The organism is Photobacterium ganghwense, from assembly GCF_003025595.1.
Classification (GTDB): Bacteria; Pseudomonadota; Gammaproteobacteria; order Enterobacterales; family Vibrionaceae; genus Photobacterium; species Photobacterium ganghwense.
Window position 1 is genome coordinate 91,709 of sequence record NZ_PYMI01000006.1, and the last position, 15,839, is coordinate 107,547.

At 54.2% G+C, this 15,839-nt stretch carries 16 protein-coding genes; 8 read left to right on the top strand and 8 right to left on the bottom strand.

All coding sequences use genetic code 11. From position 1 onward, the window contains the following. Positions 1–69: 69 nt before the first annotated feature. Positions 70–417, bottom strand: a complete 348-nt coding sequence (locus C9I92_RS19585; RefSeq protein ID WP_047887193.1) for a 5-carboxymethyl-2-hydroxymuconate Delta-isomerase — start codon at positions 415–417, stop codon at positions 70–72. A 406-nt stretch (positions 418–823) separates the two neighbouring features. On the opposite strand from C9I92_RS19585, the gene tpiA reads away from it, so the two are divergent. Then, positions 824–1,594 (top strand): triose-phosphate isomerase, encoded by a 771-nt coding sequence (gene tpiA, locus C9I92_RS19590; protein ID WP_047887194.1) that lies wholly within the window; start codon positions 824–826, stop codon positions 1,592–1,594. Between the two features lie 265 nt (positions 1,595–1,859). Here the strand turns inward: tpiA and pfkA are convergent, their stop codons facing one another. Beyond that, positions 1,860–2,822, bottom strand: a complete 963-nt coding sequence (gene pfkA, locus C9I92_RS19595; RefSeq protein WP_047887195.1) for a 6-phosphofructokinase — start codon at positions 2,820–2,822, stop codon at positions 1,860–1,862. Positions 2,823–3,374: 552 nt separating this feature from the next. Then, positions 3,375–3,866 carry a CpxP family protein gene (locus C9I92_RS19600; protein ID WP_047887196.1) on the bottom strand — a complete coding sequence of 164 codons (492 nt, stop codon included), beginning with the start codon at positions 3,864–3,866 and terminating at the stop codon, positions 3,375–3,377. Positions 3,867–4,050: 184 nt separating this feature from the next. Here C9I92_RS19600 and C9I92_RS19605 point away from each other — a divergent pair, with 184 nt between their 5' ends. The 3 genes from C9I92_RS19605 (at position 4,051) to trmL (ending at position 6,767) form a co-directional block, all read left to right on the top strand. Continuing rightward, positions 4,051–4,746, top strand: a complete 696-nt coding sequence (locus tag C9I92_RS19605) for a response regulator (protein ID WP_047887197.1) — start codon at positions 4,051–4,053, stop codon at positions 4,744–4,746. Next, positions 4,743–6,107 (top strand): envelope stress sensor histidine kinase CpxA, encoded by a 1,365-nt coding sequence (gene cpxA, locus C9I92_RS19610; protein ID WP_047887198.1) that lies wholly within the window; start codon positions 4,743–4,745, stop codon positions 6,105–6,107. Before C9I92_RS19605 ends, cpxA begins: the two co-directional genes overlap by 4 nt. A 195-nt stretch (positions 6,108–6,302) precedes the next feature. Then, complete coding sequence (trmL, locus tag C9I92_RS19615; RefSeq protein WP_047887199.1) at positions 6,303–6,767, top strand: tRNA (uridine(34)/cytosine(34)/5-carboxymethylaminomethyluridine(34)-2'-O)-methyltransferase TrmL; 465 nt, start codon at positions 6,303–6,305, stop codon at positions 6,765–6,767. A gap of 100 nt (positions 6,768–6,867) precedes the next feature. Here trmL and cysE read toward each other — a convergent pair whose 3' ends face one another. From cysE to C9I92_RS19635, 4 genes are all read right to left on the bottom strand, one after another. Beyond that, positions 6,868–7,689, bottom strand: a complete 822-nt coding sequence (cysE, locus tag C9I92_RS19620) for a serine O-acetyltransferase (protein WP_047887200.1) — start codon at positions 7,687–7,689, stop codon at positions 6,868–6,870. A 182-nt stretch (positions 7,690–7,871) separates the two neighbouring features. Continuing rightward, the gene (gene gpsA, locus C9I92_RS19625) at positions 7,872–8,888 is read right to left on the bottom strand and encodes an NAD(P)H-dependent glycerol-3-phosphate dehydrogenase (protein WP_047887201.1); all 1,017 of its coding nucleotides are present in this window, start codon (positions 8,886–8,888) and stop codon (positions 7,872–7,874) included. Between the two features lie 18 nt (positions 8,889–8,906). After that, entirely contained in the window at positions 8,907–9,383 is a 477-nt protein-coding gene (gene secB / locus C9I92_RS19630; RefSeq protein WP_047887202.1) for a protein-export chaperone SecB, read from the bottom strand. Between the two features lie 127 nt (positions 9,384–9,510). After that, on the bottom strand, positions 9,511–9,960 hold the full coding sequence (locus C9I92_RS19635; protein WP_047887203.1) for a rhodanese-like domain-containing protein: 450 nt from the start codon (positions 9,958–9,960) through the stop codon (positions 9,511–9,513). A 430-nt stretch (positions 9,961–10,390) separates the two neighbouring features. Between C9I92_RS19635 and gpmM the strand changes: the two genes are divergently transcribed. From gpmM to C9I92_RS19650, 3 genes are read left to right on the top strand one after another with little or no spacing between them, the layout of a single operon-like run. Next, a complete protein-coding gene (gene gpmM / locus C9I92_RS19640; protein WP_047887204.1) occupies positions 10,391–11,932 on the top strand; it encodes a 2,3-bisphosphoglycerate-independent phosphoglycerate mutase in 1,542 nt (513 codons plus the stop codon). Positions 11,933–11,940: 8 nt separating this feature from the next. Then, entirely contained in the window at positions 11,941–13,104 is a 1,164-nt protein-coding gene (locus C9I92_RS19645) for a peptidoglycan DD-metalloendopeptidase family protein (protein WP_047887205.1), read from the top strand. A 30-nt stretch (positions 13,105–13,134) separates the two neighbouring features. Then, positions 13,135–14,091: a divergent polysaccharide deacetylase family protein gene (locus C9I92_RS19650; protein WP_084712682.1), complete on the top strand. Its 957-nt coding sequence runs from the start codon at positions 13,135–13,137 to the stop codon at positions 14,089–14,091. Positions 14,092–14,132: 41 nt separating this feature from the next. Here the strand turns inward: C9I92_RS19650 and C9I92_RS19655 are convergent, their stop codons facing one another. Next, positions 14,133–14,777: a TetR/AcrR family transcriptional regulator gene (locus C9I92_RS19655; protein WP_047887207.1), complete on the bottom strand. Its 645-nt coding sequence runs from the start codon at positions 14,775–14,777 to the stop codon at positions 14,133–14,135. A 114-nt stretch (positions 14,778–14,891) separates the two neighbouring features. Between C9I92_RS19655 and rfaD the strand changes: the two genes are divergently transcribed. Next, on the top strand, positions 14,892–15,836 hold the full coding sequence (rfaD, locus tag C9I92_RS19660; RefSeq protein ID WP_047887208.1) for an ADP-glyceromanno-heptose 6-epimerase: 945 nt from the start codon (positions 14,892–14,894) through the stop codon (positions 15,834–15,836). The last annotated feature ends 3 nt before the right edge of the window (positions 15,837–15,839 follow it).

Here is a 15,839-nt window from a genome sequence, read left to right on the forward strand (position 1 = left end):
GAAAGCTAACGATGGGAAAGTTAATGATAGGAAAGCTATCGTTGGGCAAGCTAACGTTGTGGAAACACATCATCCGCTGACTTTAAGAAAACACTCACGGTCCATATCCCGGATATCAATCGTCAGGCTGTTGATCCCTCCGGCATGCTGTTCCAGCACCGCCATCAGCGCCCGGGAAATCGTCCTTTTGGTTTCCGGCGAGCGACCGGACAGCAGACTGAGTTCAAGATGAATAAAAGTGGGCACATTGGCGGCCTCGCCCACCAGCCAGTTCTGGCAGCAGTAACTGCGGGATTTGACCGAGGCCGGTTCAAACACCCCGCTGGTCAACAGCACTTGATGCAGGTCATCCAGTAAACCGGGAACATTAACCCGCTCAGCAACAGGTTCAGCGTATTCCATGACGAGATTTGGCATCCTTTCCTCCTAGGTAATCAGCCCCGGCACCCTGCCGGGGAAATCATTCGCCCCGCCACAGTAACGAAAAGCGGCGCAGCTCGCCAAGCCTGACCGTCAGATTTGCCCGGCCGATCACTCTCTCCGCGCCCGGATTGTGCCGCTAATTTCACCAGCCTGAAAAAAAATGCCGCGTAACGGTTCCCTTTTATCAGGGAAAAAGGTACAACCGAGCACAGAAATGATTTAGAGCAGTAAATTATTGTCACAAACTGATATATAGTTACAGTTTAAGTACGCAACATCACCGCGGTCACGAATACCCAATAGCATAGTCATCTGGGTTGCCGGCCCAGCCAGCACCACGCCCTCAGATCACTATGCTCTTAGGTATTCTTTTTACAGCAAATAGACTTGGAGAAAAGCTATGCGCCATCCTGTGGTTATGGGTAACTGGAAGCTAAACGGTAGCAAGGAAATGGTATCTAACCTGATTAAGGGCCTTGATGCGGCTCTTGAAGGGGTTGAAGGTGTTGACGTAGCCGTTGCTCCACCAGTGATGTACCTGGATCTTGCTGAACAACTGATCGGCAAGGCCAAGAACAAGATCATTCTGGGTGCTCAGAACGTTGACGTGAACGCCAGCGGTGCCTTCACCGGTGATATCTCTCCAGAGATGCTAAAAGACTTCGGCGCAAGCCACATCATCATCGGCCACTCTGAGCGCCGTGAATACCACAGCGAATCTGACGAGTTCGTCGCGAAGAAATTTGCATTCCTGAAAGAGCACGGCCTGACACCAGTACTGTGCATCGGTGAATCTGAAGCGCAAAACGAAGCCGGCGAAACAGTCGCTGTCTGTGCCCGTCAAATCGACGCAGTGATCAACACCCTGGGTGTTGACGCACTGAACGGCGCAATCATCGCATACGAGCCAATCTGGGCCATCGGTACCGGTAAAGCTGCAACAGCGGATGACGCTCAGCGCATTCACGCAGCTATCCGTGCGCACATCGCAGAGAAAAGCGAAGATGTGGCTAAACAAGTCGTCATCCAGTACGGCGGTTCTGTGAAACCAGAAAACGCGGCCGCTTACTTTGCCCAGCCTGACATCGACGGCGCGCTGGTTGGCGGTGCTGCTCTGGATGCAACCAGCTTTGCGGCTATCGCAAAAGCGGCGGCTGAAGCGAAAAAATAATCTTCTTCTGCCGGTATCCCCGGTCAGATGACAAAAGCCGCCACTTGGCGGCTTTTTTGTTGCTGGCGTTTCTGTGTATGCCGACTGATGCATGGATTTTTCATTAAAGCGGCCCGTTACTTACTGCCCGTCCCAGAGCTTCGCATCATAAACAGCCAATACGATAGCAGCACAACGGCAGGCAGCCCAAAAACCGAAATAACAGGCACAAAAAAGCCGGTGCAAACACCGGCTTTTTCTCACTCTGCAACAATCGCGACGGCGATCAGAACAGTTTGTCAGCCAGCGCGTACAGATCCGTACGAACCGGGCGTTTCATATTCTCGATCGCATCAATGATGTCGTGGTGAACCATTTGCTCATTCTGGATACCCACGCAACGACCACCGTGGCCCTGCATCAGCAGCTCAACCGCAAAGGCGCCCATGCGTGATGCCAGAATACGGTCAAAGGCTGTCGGCTGTCCGCCACGCTGGATGTGGCCCAACACTGTCGCACGGGTTTCGCGGCCCGTTTCATCTTCGATGTATTTTGCCAGCTCGTTCGCGTCAGTCATCAGCTCTGTCAGGGCAACAATGGCGTGTTTCTTGCCTTTGTAAATACCCTCTTTGATTTTCGCCAACAGCTGCTCTTTGTTCAGGCCCGTTTCCGGCGTAATGATGTACTCACAACCACCCGCGATCGCCGACATCAGCGTCAGGTCACCACAGTGGCGGCCCATCACTTCAACGATAGAGATACGCTGGTGCGAGGAAGACGTGTCACGCAGGCGGTCAATCGCATCAATGACCGTGTTCAGCGCCGTCAGGTAGCCGATGGTGTAGTCGGTACCGGCCACGTCATTATCGATCGTGCCAGGCAGACCGATACACGGATAACCCATTTCAGTCAGCTTCTTGGCGCCCATGTAAGAGCCGTCACCACCGATCACAACCAACGCGTCAATGCCGTGAATTTTCAGGTTTTCAATGGCCTGAGCACGCACTTTTTCATCTTTGAACTCAGGAAAACGCGCGGAGCCCAGGAAAGTACCGCCGCGGTTGATCACATCAGACACGCTTGAGCGGTTCAGTTTCTCAATGCGGTTTTGATGCAGGCCCTGATAGCCGTCATAAACACCATAAACTTCCAGGCCTTCAGACAATGCTGCACGCACAACACCGCGAATCGCCGCGTTCATACCAGGTGCGTCACCACCACTGGTCAATACACCAATCTTCTTAATCATGGTTACCCTCTGACTTTGGGAAATGAAAACTCAAATCCGGTACGAGTTGCCAAGGTTCCCCTGCTTGGCACCATAAACCCGCTCCGGGCTCATGCTCGCATAAAACTGTAACTTTCCTACTAATGTAGGAGTATTACAATTTTGATAAAAAAATTTGTTGATTCATATCACGATAGCCTGCGACTTCACCCCGGTGCCGATATTTTCTCCGACCACGGGGGTTATCACTGTGATACAGGCCCTGTTGAGTGGCAGGGCAAACGCATGACAACGCCTTCACTCACATACTATAACCAGTATATATCCTGACATCAGGGCCTCCAGTAGTGCGCAAGGGTGACGACCGCGGGCGATGTGAATTCCTCCATGATAATCACGCCTGATTGGCAGCACAGACTGGGCATTACCCGCAGTATAGCTGTTTTGTGATGAAAATTAATAACAAAAATCGGGCAAGCGACTGAAATCACATCCTGATCTAAATAACAAAGATATAAAAAAACCGCCTCCCGAAAGAGACGGTTTTCGCGCAAGGCTACCCAAATAAGTCTGTTAGTTTTTCGCTTTTTCAGCCCAGCGAGCCTGGCACTGTGCCATACGATCCTGCTGCAGCTGCTGGAACTTGGTTTTCTGCTCTGGAGTCAGTAGCTTAAACATTTCATGGCGCTGCTTGAGCATGGTGACGCGGTGTTCAACCTGCTGCTCAGACATCTGTTTTGCCAGCTCGCGCACAGCCGCTTCATCGAAGTTATCTGCCAGTACCAATTGCTGCATCTTCTGATGCTGGGCCTGCATTTCAGTCCGGTGGCTCGCCATTTCACTGCGACGGGCTTCACGGTTGGCATCGCGCATGGCGGTCATCTTCTCTTGCTGCTCGGCCGTCAGATCCAGTTGGCTGAACATACGTTTGCCATCATACATCCCGCAGTCGCCGCCTTTCCCGCCATGGTGGTGCATACCGCCACCGTACGCCAGGGCCGATGCAGAGGCCATTGTCAGAGGAAGGAGTACAGCCAGGGCCAGAGTTTTCTTCATCGCTTTCATCGTTCATCTCCGTTCTGTTCTTGCAATAACGAATGCGTTATCGGTATGGGTGTAGCTTACCGCCTGCAAGGTAAAGGGCTGTCTTTGAAACGTAAAACTGCGTAAAGCCGGGGGTCTTGCGCTTGGCGTGCTCCTTTAATATTAGAGATACTATCGTCAACCGCTTATTTGTAAGGTAGTTGCTATGGCCAAAATTCTGCTTGTTGATGACGATACCGAACTGACCTCTCTGTTAACCGATATTCTGGAAATGGAGGGATTTGATGTTGTTGAAGCCAACAACGGCGAACAGGGTCTGGCAAAGGTCGACGACAGTATCGATCTGATCCTGTTGGATGTCATGATGCCGGTGCTCAACGGCACCGAAATGCTGCGCCGCCTGCGCGAGCACCACGCCACACCGGTGCTAATGCTGACCGCCAAGGGCGAGGAAATAGATCGGGTGCTGGGGCTGGAACTGGGGGCCGACGACTACCTACCGAAACCCTTCAGTGACCGCGAGCTGCTGGCACGGATGCGCGCGATCCTGCGCCGTACCCAGGGCAACGGCCCACTGGCCAAATCCGGCCCGGACTGCCTGCGTTATCAGGAACTGGAAGTGTACCCGGGACGTCAGGAAGTGCTTTACCACGGCACCCCCATTGAAATGACCGGTACGGAACTGGCATTACTGAGCTACTTCATTCAGCATCCGGGCAAAATCATCGCCAAGCACGAACTCAGCCTGGAAGTGCTGGGCAAACGCCTGGCTCCGTTTGACCGGGCCATTGACATGCACGTATCGAACCTGCGCAAGAAACTGCCGGAGCGCTCGGATGGCAAACCCTGGCTGAAAACCTTGCGCGGCAAAGGCTACCTGCTGGTTGAGGACAGCGAATGAAACTGCCCCGTTTCTCCAGCCTGTATGGCCGTATTTTCGCGGTCTTCTGGCTTACCCTGCTGATCGTGGTACTGACCCTGTTGCTATTGCCGCATCTGGATCCCCGTACCCAGCACACGATTCCGGAACCTCAGCTCCAGCGCTACCACGACCTGGCTGCCGACGTCGCTGACGAACTGAATCAGGGCAATGCCGCACTGGAGCAAAAGCTGCAGCGATTTACCGATCACCAGCGCCACCGCGGATTCCAGCTGTATTTCACCACGGTGGACACCGAAATCATTGCGCCGACCGGACGAAACAAGGCACTGCGCAACTTCATCACCATGGCAGACAGCCCGGATGCCCCGCGGCAAAAGCTGTACGGCCGCTGGATGATGGCCGGTCCCTTCCCGATCAGCTACCGCGACGACACCCTGCTGATGTATGTCGGCCGGATCTGGCGGGAACCACCGCCCTTCTTCCTGCAAATTCTGGACAAGCCGTTCCAGCTCCTGCTGGTAACTATGCTGGTCAGTACCCCGCTACTGCTCTGGCTTGCCTGGGCGATTTCCATTCCGGCCCGCCGCCTGCAGCAGGCGGCAGAACGGGTGACCCGCGGCGAGTTTGAGGCCGATCCCCGCTTGGAAGCCGGCCCGAGTGAATTCAAACAGGCCGGTGCCAGCTTTAACCAGATGGTGCAGGCCATTAACCAGATGATTGGCGGGCAGCAGCGCCTGCTGTCCGATATCTCGCATGAACTGCGCTCTCCGCTGACCCGGTTACGGATGGCCACGGCGCTTGCCCAGCGCAAACAGGGCGAAAGCAAAGAGCTGACCCGGATTGATACCGAGGCCGAGCGACTGGAAAAAATGATCAGCGAACTGCTGGAATTATCTCGTATGCAGGTCAACAGCCATGATCAGCGCGAACTGTGCGACGCCCAGGCCTTATGGTTCGAAATGCTGGAAGATGCCCGCTTTGAGGCCGAGCAATGTGGCAAGCAGCTGGAGTATACCCCGCTGCAGGCATGGCCGCTGCGAGGCAACCCTAACCTGCTGATCAGTGCGCTGGAAAACGTGGTTCGCAACGCCATCCGATACGGTAATGACCAAATCCGCCTCGAGTTTACCCACACCGACGATCGGTTAATCATGACCGTCGATGACAACGGCGATGGCGTGCCGGAAGCCGAGTTGGGCGATATATTCCGCCCGTTTTACCGAGTGTCGACAGCTCGGGATCGCAGCAGTGGCGGCACCGGCCTGGGGCTGGCGATCACCGACAGCGCCATCCGCCAGCACAGCGGTAAAGTCACGGCCAGCCGCAGCCCGCTCGGCGGCCTGCGCGTTACCCTGACCCTGCCGCTGGCCATCTCCTGAGCCAGGTGAACGTCCCCGTTGACCATACCAAGCGAGCCATGTTGGCTCGCTTTTTTCTTCCGCTTGTTCCATATCGATTTACAGTGCCTGCGTTTCCCGTTGCGGTCGCTTCTGCTACATTAGCGTCCGCTACACGTCTTCTGAAACTTTAACCCCCTGCAATTGCAGTCAACCGGATAACGAGAAATCAGCCTCATGTTTGATATCGCCCTGTATGAACCGGAAATTGCCCCTAATACCGGCAATATCATCCGCCTGTGCGCCAACTGCGGTGCCAACCTCCACCTCATTGAGCCACTCGGGTTTGATCTGGAAGAAAAAAAACTGCGCCGCGCAGGTCTGGACTACCACGATCTGGCCCATGTGTTCCGTCATAAAAACTACGACGCCTTTCTGGCCCATGTGGGTGACCGTCGCATTTTCGCCTGCACCACTAAAACCACCAACTACCATACCAATGCGCAGTTTGCCGAAGGCGATATTCTGCTGTTTGGCCCGGAAACCCGGGGATTACCTGCCGAACTCATCGCCAGCCTGCCGCAGGAACAACGCCTGCGAATTCCGATGCACCCGGACAGCCGCAGCCTGAATCTGTCCAATGCTGCAGCGATCATTGGCTATGAAGCCTGGCGCCAGCTGGGTTTTAAAGGCGCAGTCTGACCCTTTCTGCCGACCATAAAAAACGAGAGCCTGAGCTCTCGTTTTTTATGGTATGAGTGTTTTTATGGTGTGAGTAACAGGGCATTCCCCTATCAGACACTCAGATGCCGTCACCGGCAATAAACGTCTGGCTGGTACCGTTGAACTGCTGATCCATATCCATAGAAGGCTTTTCACTGCTCGGACGGCCGACAATTCTGGCCGGTACCCCAGCGACGGTGGTATGTGGCGGTACCGGATTCAGTACGACCGAACATGAGCCAATTTTGGCCCCTTCGCCCACCACAATATTGCCGAGAATTTTAGCACCGGCACCTATCATGACCCCTTCCCGGATCTTCGGATGTCGGTCACCGCTTTCTTTACCAGTACCGCCCAGGGTCACATCTTGCAGAATCGACACATCATTCTCAATCACCGCGGTCTCACCAATCACGATCCCGGTGGCGTGGTCGAACATGATGCCCTGGCCAATACGGGCCGCCGGGTGCACATCCACCTGACAGGTCACGGAGATCTGGTTTTGCAGATACACCGCCAGCGCGAACCGGTTCTGCTTCCACAACCAGTTTGCCACCCGGTAACCTTGCAGGGCATGGAAGCCTTTCAGATACAACAGAGGCGTCGAGTATAGCTCAACCGCCGGGTCTCGCTCGACCACCGCACGAATATCACAGGCCGCTGACTCTGTGATTGCGCAGTCGCTACTGAACGCCTCTTCAATCACTTCACGCACCGCCATGGCCGGCATCGACGGGGTTGCCAGTTTATTGGCCAGAATATAACTCAGCGCAGCAGCCAAGTTATCGTGCTTAATGATCGTGGCATGATAAAAGCTGGCCAGCATAGGTTCTTGTTCAGACTGCTCCCGTGCTTCCTGCTTGATTGACTGCCACACGGCGTGTTGTTGACATTCCCTCACGTTGTCCTCGGTATCGTTTCGAATTGGAATAGGCTTGCTGGCCGGCCGACAAAAACCGGGGCCGGTCGTGTACTTACAATCTTATAACTTTACTCCCCCCAGAAAAAAAAACAACGCGGGTATGACAGCCCGCGTTGCTTGAGGGTTGGGAGCGCGGTTAAGCCTGTGGCTCAACCTGACCGTTATTCGTCTTTTTTCTCACGCGCCAGCAGATCTTTAGCCGCTTCACGGGCATCTTTGCCCTGATACAGCACCTTGTAAATCTGCTCGGTAATCGGCATTTCCACGCCCATGCGTTGAGCCAGAACCCAGACTTCCTTGGTATTACGGTAGCCTTCCACCACTTGGCCGATTTCCTGTTGCGCGGTATCCACATCTTTCCCCTGACCCAGAGCCAGGCCAAAGCGGCGGTTGCGCGACTGGTTGTCGGTACAGGTCAGGACCAGATCACCCAAGCCGGCCATGCCCATAAAGGTTTCCGGCTGAGCACCCAGCGCCGCACCCAGACGACACATCTCTGCCAGACCCCGCGTGATCAGCGCAGTCCGGGCATTGGCACCAAAACCGATACCGTCAGACATCCCGGCACCGATCGCAATCACGTTTTTAACGGCACCGCCAAGCTGCATCCCGATAAAATCGCTGTTGCTGTATACCCGGAACGTCTTGCTGCAGTGAATTTTTTCCTGCAGGTCACGAACAAACGCTTCATCCGGTGATGCCACCGCAATCGCCGTCGGCATACCCGCCGCCAGCTCTTTGGCGAACGTCGGGCCTGACAACACGGCAAGCGGGATTTGATCACCCAGCGCCTCAACCGCAACGTCCTGCAACAGGCGACCGGTTTCCGGCTCCAGCCCTTTGGTTGCCCAGCAGATACGGGAGTCCGAACGCAGGTGCGGTTTCACCTGATGCAGCACCTCGCCAAAGACATGGCTTGGCACCACGACCAGTAAATCACGGCTGGCCTTCACGGCCGCTTCCAGATCGGCAGACAGGATCAGAGATTCCGGAAAAGCCACTCCCGGCAGGAAGGCTTCGTTGGATCGATCCATTTCCAGCTGCGCAATATGGGCCGGATCATGGCCCCACAAGATCACGTTGGCGCCGTTGCGCGCCAGTGAAATCGCCAGTGATGTACCGTATGAGCCTGCGCCCAGAACGGTCATTGTGATGGCTTGTTCGTTACCAGGATTCATTACGGTCACCCAGATAAATTACGCTTCAGTGTTTTCAGCGTCGCCCTGAGCCTGCGCCTGATTCTGCAGGTAGTTCATGAACAGTGCGTCAAAGTTTACCGGCGCCAGGTTCAGTTGTGGGAATGTCCCTTTAACCACCAGGCTGGAGATAGTTTCACGAGCGTACGGGAACAGGATGTTCGGGCAGAATGCACCCAGGCAGTGAGCCAGCTGAGGCGCTTCCATACCCGACACAGAGAAGATACCGGCTTGCTGTACTTCACACAGGAAAGCTGTTTCTTCAGCGTTCTTCACCGTTACAGTCAGACGCAGTACCACTTCGAATACGCCCTCTGCCAGTTCACGGCTCTGAGTATCCAGATCCAGTTTCACGTCCGGGTTCCACTCTTGCTGGAACATTTGCGGAGAGTTTGGTGCTTCAAAAGAAACATCTTTCAGGAAAATACGCTGGATTTGGAAGTTTTGCTGTGCTTCGTTGTTTGCTGCTTCAGCCATGTTAGAGTCCTTTTTCTCTCTGTACTCACCGCAGTGAGCCATTCAATATCGCAACCATGATCTTATATCACAACTGCACAAATCTGATTTCATCGTAACAGGCAGCATCGTGCTGCCGGCCACAGACTTATTTATTGCCTTTACCGGCCTTGCTGCGAATCAGCGGCAGGTTTGCTTCATTCCATGAAATCAGGCCATCTTTCAGCAGGTTGACGTTGTCAAAACCGGCTTTGTGCAACAGGTTGGCACTTTCTTGTGCGGTCTGGCCTGTTTTGCATACCACGATGATTGGGGCGTTCTTGTGATTTTCAAGTTCGCCGTAGTTCTGTTCTTTGATTTGGCTTGGCAGAATGTGAAGTGACCCGGCAATATGACCACCGCGGTACTCATCTCGGCTGCGGATATCCACAAACACCCCGTTCTCACGGTTGATCAGCGCCGTGGCCTCGTTTGGCGTCACATACTTGTAGCCCGCAGTCTTCTGTTTTACGTAAGACGCAATGATGGCTACGATCAGACCGACCCACACCAGAGACAGAATTGGATTACTTGTTACAAAATCGATGTATTGCTGCATGATTTACGCTCTATGTTCCTAAATATCAGCCTGCTTTCCGGAGGCTAACCACCACAAAAATAAGGATCCTGAGTATACCTTCGCCAGCCCGGTTGTACAGACAGGGACAGTAATTACGAGCTACGGCTCACTCGATTTTACGGCCGCTGGTACAAGTATTGAACGATCTTTCCGCCCCCGGTATCCGGAACAAGAAAAATGAAAAAAACTCCCCGCCAGGGCTTACACTAAGAGGCAGAAATGAATATATTTCCGTAAGAAGATAACAAACCATTTACAGCATTGTTTGATCTTGCCCTACAGTTCGGGCAGGAAACTGTAGTAAAATTACGGTTAAAGCGTTCAATTACCTTAATCCTGCCGGTGCCTTAGGGTTAAGGTAATTGATCCAATTTACACTCAGATTTCTAACTTTAACGAGGGACAGCATATGTCTGCTAAGAAGCCTCTGGCTTTGGTTATTCTGGATGGCTGGGGTTACCGTGAAGACAACGCCGACAACGCGATTGCCAACGCGAAAACTCCGGTTCTTGATGGTCTGATGGCGAATGAAGCGCACACCCTGATCTCTGCCTCAGGGATGGATGTTGGCCTGCCGGACGGTCAAATGGGTAACTCTGAAGTGGGCCACACCAATATCGGTGCCGGTCGCGTGGTGTACCAGGATCTGACCCGAATCACCAAATCTATCGCTGACGGCGATTTCTTCGAAAACCCAGCGCTGACTTCCGCGATTGATAAAGCCGTTCAAGCTGGCAAAGCCGTTCATATCATGGGCCTGATGTCACCAGGCGGTGTGCACAGCCACGAAGACCACATTGCCGCAGCCGTGGAGATGGCCGCGAATCGCGGTGCTGAGCACATCTACCTGCACTGCTTCCTGGATGGCCGCGACACGCCGCCACGTAGCGCTCAAGCCTCTCTGGAGCGTTTCGATGCCCTGTTTGCCCAACTGGGTAAAGGCCGCATTGCGTCTCTGGTTGGTCGTTACTACGCGATGGACCGTGACAACAACTGGGAACGTGTTGAAAAAGCCTACAACCTGCTGACTGCTGCGGATGCTGACTTTACCGCTGCCACTGCCGTTGAAGGTCTGGAAGCGGCGTATGCCCGCGAAGAAAACGATGAGTTCGTCAAAGCGACAGAAATCCGTGCCGAAGGCCAACCTGTGGCTGCGATGCAGGATGGCGATGCCGTCTTGTTCATGAACTACCGTGCTGACCGTGCCCGCCAGATCACACGTACATTCGAAGTAGATTTCGCCGGCTTTGAGCGCAAGCAGTTCCCGGCACTGGCCGATTTTGTCATGCTGACTCAATACGCGGCTGACATTAACCTGCCTGCTGCTTTCCCACCAGAAAGCCTGACCAACACCCTGGGTGAGTGGCTGTCGAAGAAAGGCAAAAAACAGCTGCGTATTTCTGAAACGGAAAAATACGCGCACGTTACGTTTTTCTTTAACGGCGGCGTCGAAAATGAGTTTGACGGCGAATCTCGTCAATTGGTCGCTTCACCAAAAGTGGCCACCTATGACCTGCAGCCGGAAATGAGCGCGCCGGAGCTGACTGATAAGCTGGTTGCCGCAATCAAGAGCGGTGAGTTTGATACCATTATCTGTAACTACCCGAACGGTGACATGGTCGGCCACACTGGCGTTTATGATGCTGCGGTAAAAGCATGTGAAGCCGTAGATACCTGTATCGGCCGCGTAGTTGACGCTATCCGTGAAATGGACGGCCAACTGCTGATCACTGCCGACCACGGTAACGCCGAAATGATGGTGAACCCGGAAACCGGCGGCATCCATACGGCGCACACCAGCCTGCCGGTACCTCTGGTTTACGTGGGCAGCAAATCTATTACTCTGAAAGATGGCGGGAAACTGTCAGATCTGGCCCCAACCATGCTGGCGCTGTCTGACATGGAAATCCCTGCAGAGATGACTGGTCAGGTGCTGTTTGATCTGAAATAATCACCGCTATGCGGGAGATCATTCGTAACCTTCACCAATCCATCCGCGCCAGTGCATTATGCACTGGTGCTTTGTTATGTCTGGCGTTTGCCGCTCCGGCAGCCCAGGCAAACCAGAACCAGCTTGATGGCGTCAAACAAGAAATTTCACGCCAACAACAACAGGTCAGCAGCCAGCGTCAGCACATCGACCAACTCCAGAAAGATTTACGTAAACAGGAAGTTGGCATTGCTGAAACGGCAAAATCCATCCATCGTGCCGAGAGCCAGATTCAGTCACTGAATCAGTCTGTGCGAACCTTGCAAACCCAGATGGCCTCACTCAGACAACAGCAGCTGGGACAGCAGGAAATGCTGAAAGCGCTGATGGATGCCCAGTACCGTCAGGGACAGCACAGCCAGCTGGCGCTGCTATTAAGCGGGGAAAACCGTGACAAACTGGATCGCTATACGGTCTATGCCGAACGACTGAGCCAAGCGCGCACTCAGGCGCTGGATGAGCTGGCTGCCACCACGACCGAATTGCAGCTGAAGCAACATACCCTGCGCCAGCAGCAAGAAGCACAGCAAACCAAACTCGACGAGCTAAAAAAACATCAGGCCAAGCTGGAGTCGGAACGACGCCAGCGTCAAAGCACAGTCAGCAAGCTCAAACAGCAGATTAACACCGACAACCGTTACCTGGCCGAGCTGAAAGAGAACGAGCAGCGCCTGATTAAAGAAATCGCCCGCGCCAAAGCCGCGGCTGAAGCCGCCCGCCGCCGGGCACCTATGAACGGCCTGAGCCAGCACAAAGGTAAGCTGCCGTGGCCGGTCAGCGGACGAATCGTCCACGCTTATGGTTCACCGCAACAAGGTGAGCTACGCTGGAAAGGTATGGTGATCGGCCAGAATGCTGGCAGCCAGGTCAAGGCTATCTACCCGGGTAAGGTGGTGTTTGCCGACTGGTTGCGTGGTTACGGCCTAATGGTGGTGATCGATCATGGCAAAGGCGACATGAGCTTCTATGGTTACAATCAGGCACTGCTGAAAAAAGTGGGCGATAACGTACAGGCCAATGAAGCTATCGCACTGGTCGGCGATAGTGGCGGGCAGGAGCAGTCCTCCCTTTACTTCGAAATTCGTCGCAAAGGTACGCCGACCAACCCAAGGAGCTGGCTGGGGCAACCTTAATCGCGACCGAAACAGGAGAAACTTGCAGTAATGTCATGGATTCGACACTTGCACCACCTGTTTCACTCGCACCACTGCGAGCATGATGTTCCGACGCCGTGGACTCGGTGGCTGAGTATCTCTGAACGCCCCCAGCTAGGGACACGGCAATGTCCCGGTTCTTTTGTCAGGCACCTCTTTGCCAGACAACTCAAGGCAGGGCGTCTCTTCGGCGAAGGGACAGTCAGGGGAGAAAGGGCAGCCTTGCTGCTGTCTGTCAGCTTATTGCTGGCTTCTTGCTTACTGCTCCCCGCGCCCATTCAGGCTGGTCAGCTGGCGATCGTGATTGACGACTTAGGCTACCAGCCGCTTCCGTTGACTTTCCGAACCTTGCCTGCCGAGATCAGCATTTCGGTACTCCCCGATACCCCCTATGCAACCGCCACCAGCCACGAAGCAACCCGTCAGCAACGAGATGTCCTGCTACATATGCCGATGGAGCCAAGCCGTGCCGCGCCACTGGAACGCACCACGCTGACTTCCCGAATGGCCAAGGCCGAATTCCAGCAAACGCTTCGTCAGGCGCTGCGCAAAGTCCCCGACGCCTTCGCGGTCAACAACCATATGGGCAGCGCCCTCACCCAAAACACTCAAGCCATGAACTGGGTGATGGAGGTGCTGGCTCATCAGCATCTGGCGTTTCTGGACAGTCGGACCACGATTCACTCAGTCGCACTGACGGCCGCGCACACCTATCAGGTGCCGGCGTTGAAACGGCACATCTTTCTGGACCACCAACCCACAGAAACGTTCATCAGCCAGCAGTTGCAACGGGCGATCCATCAAGCACAGCAGCAGGGGGCAGTGATCGCCATTGGCCACCCTCACCCTGTTACGTTAGCCACGCTGCAAAACCGGTTACCGACGCTGGCGGCAGAAGGGATCACTCTGGTCCGGCTTTCTGCCTTGTATGCGGCCGATCAGCCCCCGTCCGGCACCACGCCCTAGCGCCCAATTCTTAGTCCCTAGGGGGCATGTCTGAGTATCGGTTAGCTATTGCGCTCTACCTGTTCACAGTAATGCGCTTCCAGCTCCCGGACATAATCCCGCCCTTTGTCTGTCGTCAGCGGACGGACAATTGCCAGAATCTGCAGCACGCCCTGATAAATCACGCTCTTAGTGATCTCGGCACCCGGTGCCTGCGCACTCTGGTAAAAGATCCAGCTGGACACAACCAGTTTCAGCGTGTTTACCAACGCCCCCAACTCGGTATCATCCAGCGCCAGCAGGTCGCCGGCCCGAAAACTTTTCATCATCGCCATGATGTTCTGATGCAGCCCTTCCTGCGCCAGCAGGTATTTTTGCTGCAACTCGGCATCCCGGCGCAAAATGTCCGGCAAATTGGCGTAAAAGAAGCGATAACGCCACATCAGCATGAAGACAGAGTCAAGATACGCCAGCAGGTTATCCGCCGTGATCTGTTGGAGATCAAGTGGCTGGAAATGAATCCTGAGATCATGGGCGTATTGATCAAAAATACTGTGTATAATCTCTTCTTTATTACGGAAATGATAATACAGGTTGCCGGGGCTGATCCCCAGATGAGCGGCTATGTGGTTCGTGGTTATGTTTGGCTCACCGCTTTCATTGAAAAGCTCTAGTGCTGCCAGGATAATTCTATCGCGGGTCTTCATTTGCTTCTCACTTCTGTGCCCATGACGTTGGCAATCTGCTAATACTATCATAAAGATAATTCATAACGGCGGCAGTGATGCGACCGTTTGCCCAAACTGAAGACTGGAATAGCCATGATTATTGTAACTGGCGGCGCCGGTATGATCGGCAGCAACATAGTGAAAACCCTGAACGAGCAAGGCCATAACGACATTCTTGTTGTGGACAATCTCAAAGACGGGACCAAATTTGCCAACCTGGTCGACCTTGATATCGCCGACTACATGGACAAGGAAGATTTCATCACGCAAATCATGGCCGGTGATGACTTTGGCCCTATTGAGGCGGTCTTCCATCAGGGTGCCTGCTCATCCACCACTGAGTGGGACGGCAAGTACATGATGCTCAATAACTACGAGTATTCGAAAGAGCTGCTGCACTACTGCCTGGAGCGCCAGATTCCTTTCCTGTATGCCTCGTCCGCAGCGACCTACGGCGGCCGCGACCATGACTTTATTGAAGAGCGCGCCTACGAAGGGGCGCTCAATGTCTATGGCTACTCCAAGCAGCTGTTTGACAATTACGTCCGTCGCTTGTGGCAGGATGCAGAAGCAAACGGCGAATCGCTGTCGCAAATTACCGGCTTTCGTTACTTCAATGTCTACGGCCCCCGCGAGCAGCACAAGGGCAGTATGGCCTCCGTCGCCTTCCACCTGAATACACAAATCCACCAAGGTGATAATCCGAAGCTGTTTGAAGGCTCAGAGCACCTTAAACGTGATTTTGTGTATGTCGGTGATGTGTGCAAGGTGAACCTCTGGTTCTGGCAGCAAGGCGTTTCCGGCATCTATAACTGCGGCACCGGCAAAGCGGAGTCTTTCAACGAAGTCGCTAAAGCCGTCATCGCGTTCCACGGCAAGGGCCAGGTGGAAGAAATTCCGTTTCCGGATCACCTGAAAGGCCGTTATCAGGCCTTCACCCAGGCAGATCTGACCAAGTTACGCGCAGCCGGTTACAAGGAAGAATTCAAATCGGTGGCCGAGGGCGTGGCCGAATACATGGCAATCATCAACAGTTAAATT

Excerpts from the sequence above, each read along its gene's own strand:
- C9I92_RS19585 (WP_047887193.1), bottom strand. The coding sequence starts at position 417 with ATGCCAAATCTCGTCATGGAATACGCTGAACCTGTTGCTGAGCGGGTT.
- tpiA (WP_047887194.1), top strand. The coding sequence starts at position 824 with ATGCGCCATCCTGTGGTTATGGGTAACTGGAAGCTAAACGGTAGCAAG.
- pfkA (WP_047887195.1), bottom strand. The coding sequence starts at position 2,822 with ATGATTAAGAAGATTGGTGTATTGACCAGTGGTGGTGACGCACCTGGT.
- C9I92_RS19600 (WP_047887196.1), bottom strand. The coding sequence starts at position 3,866 with ATGAAAGCGATGAAGAAAACTCTGGCCCTGGCTGTACTCCTTCCTCTG.
- C9I92_RS19605 (WP_047887197.1), top strand. The coding sequence starts at position 4,051 with ATGGCCAAAATTCTGCTTGTTGATGACGATACCGAACTGACCTCTCTG.
- cpxA (WP_047887198.1), top strand. The coding sequence starts at position 4,743 with ATGAAACTGCCCCGTTTCTCCAGCCTGTATGGCCGTATTTTCGCGGTC.
- trmL (WP_047887199.1), top strand. The coding sequence starts at position 6,303 with ATGTTTGATATCGCCCTGTATGAACCGGAAATTGCCCCTAATACCGGC.
- gpsA (WP_047887201.1), bottom strand. The coding sequence starts at position 8,888 with ATGAATCCTGGTAACGAACAAGCCATCACAATGACCGTTCTGGGCGCA.
- secB (WP_047887202.1), bottom strand. The coding sequence starts at position 9,383 with ATGGCTGAAGCAGCAAACAACGAAGCACAGCAAAACTTCCAAATCCAG.
- C9I92_RS19635 (WP_047887203.1), bottom strand. The coding sequence starts at position 9,960 with ATGCAGCAATACATCGATTTTGTAACAAGTAATCCAATTCTGTCTCTG.
- gpmM (WP_047887204.1), top strand. The coding sequence starts at position 10,391 with ATGTCTGCTAAGAAGCCTCTGGCTTTGGTTATTCTGGATGGCTGGGGT.
- C9I92_RS19645 (WP_047887205.1), top strand. The coding sequence starts at position 11,941 with ATGCGGGAGATCATTCGTAACCTTCACCAATCCATCCGCGCCAGTGCA.
- C9I92_RS19650 (WP_084712682.1), top strand. The coding sequence starts at position 13,135 with ATGTCATGGATTCGACACTTGCACCACCTGTTTCACTCGCACCACTGC.
- C9I92_RS19655 (WP_047887207.1), bottom strand. The coding sequence starts at position 14,777 with ATGAAGACCCGCGATAGAATTATCCTGGCAGCACTAGAGCTTTTCAAT.
- rfaD (WP_047887208.1), top strand. The coding sequence starts at position 14,892 with ATGATTATTGTAACTGGCGGCGCCGGTATGATCGGCAGCAACATAGTG.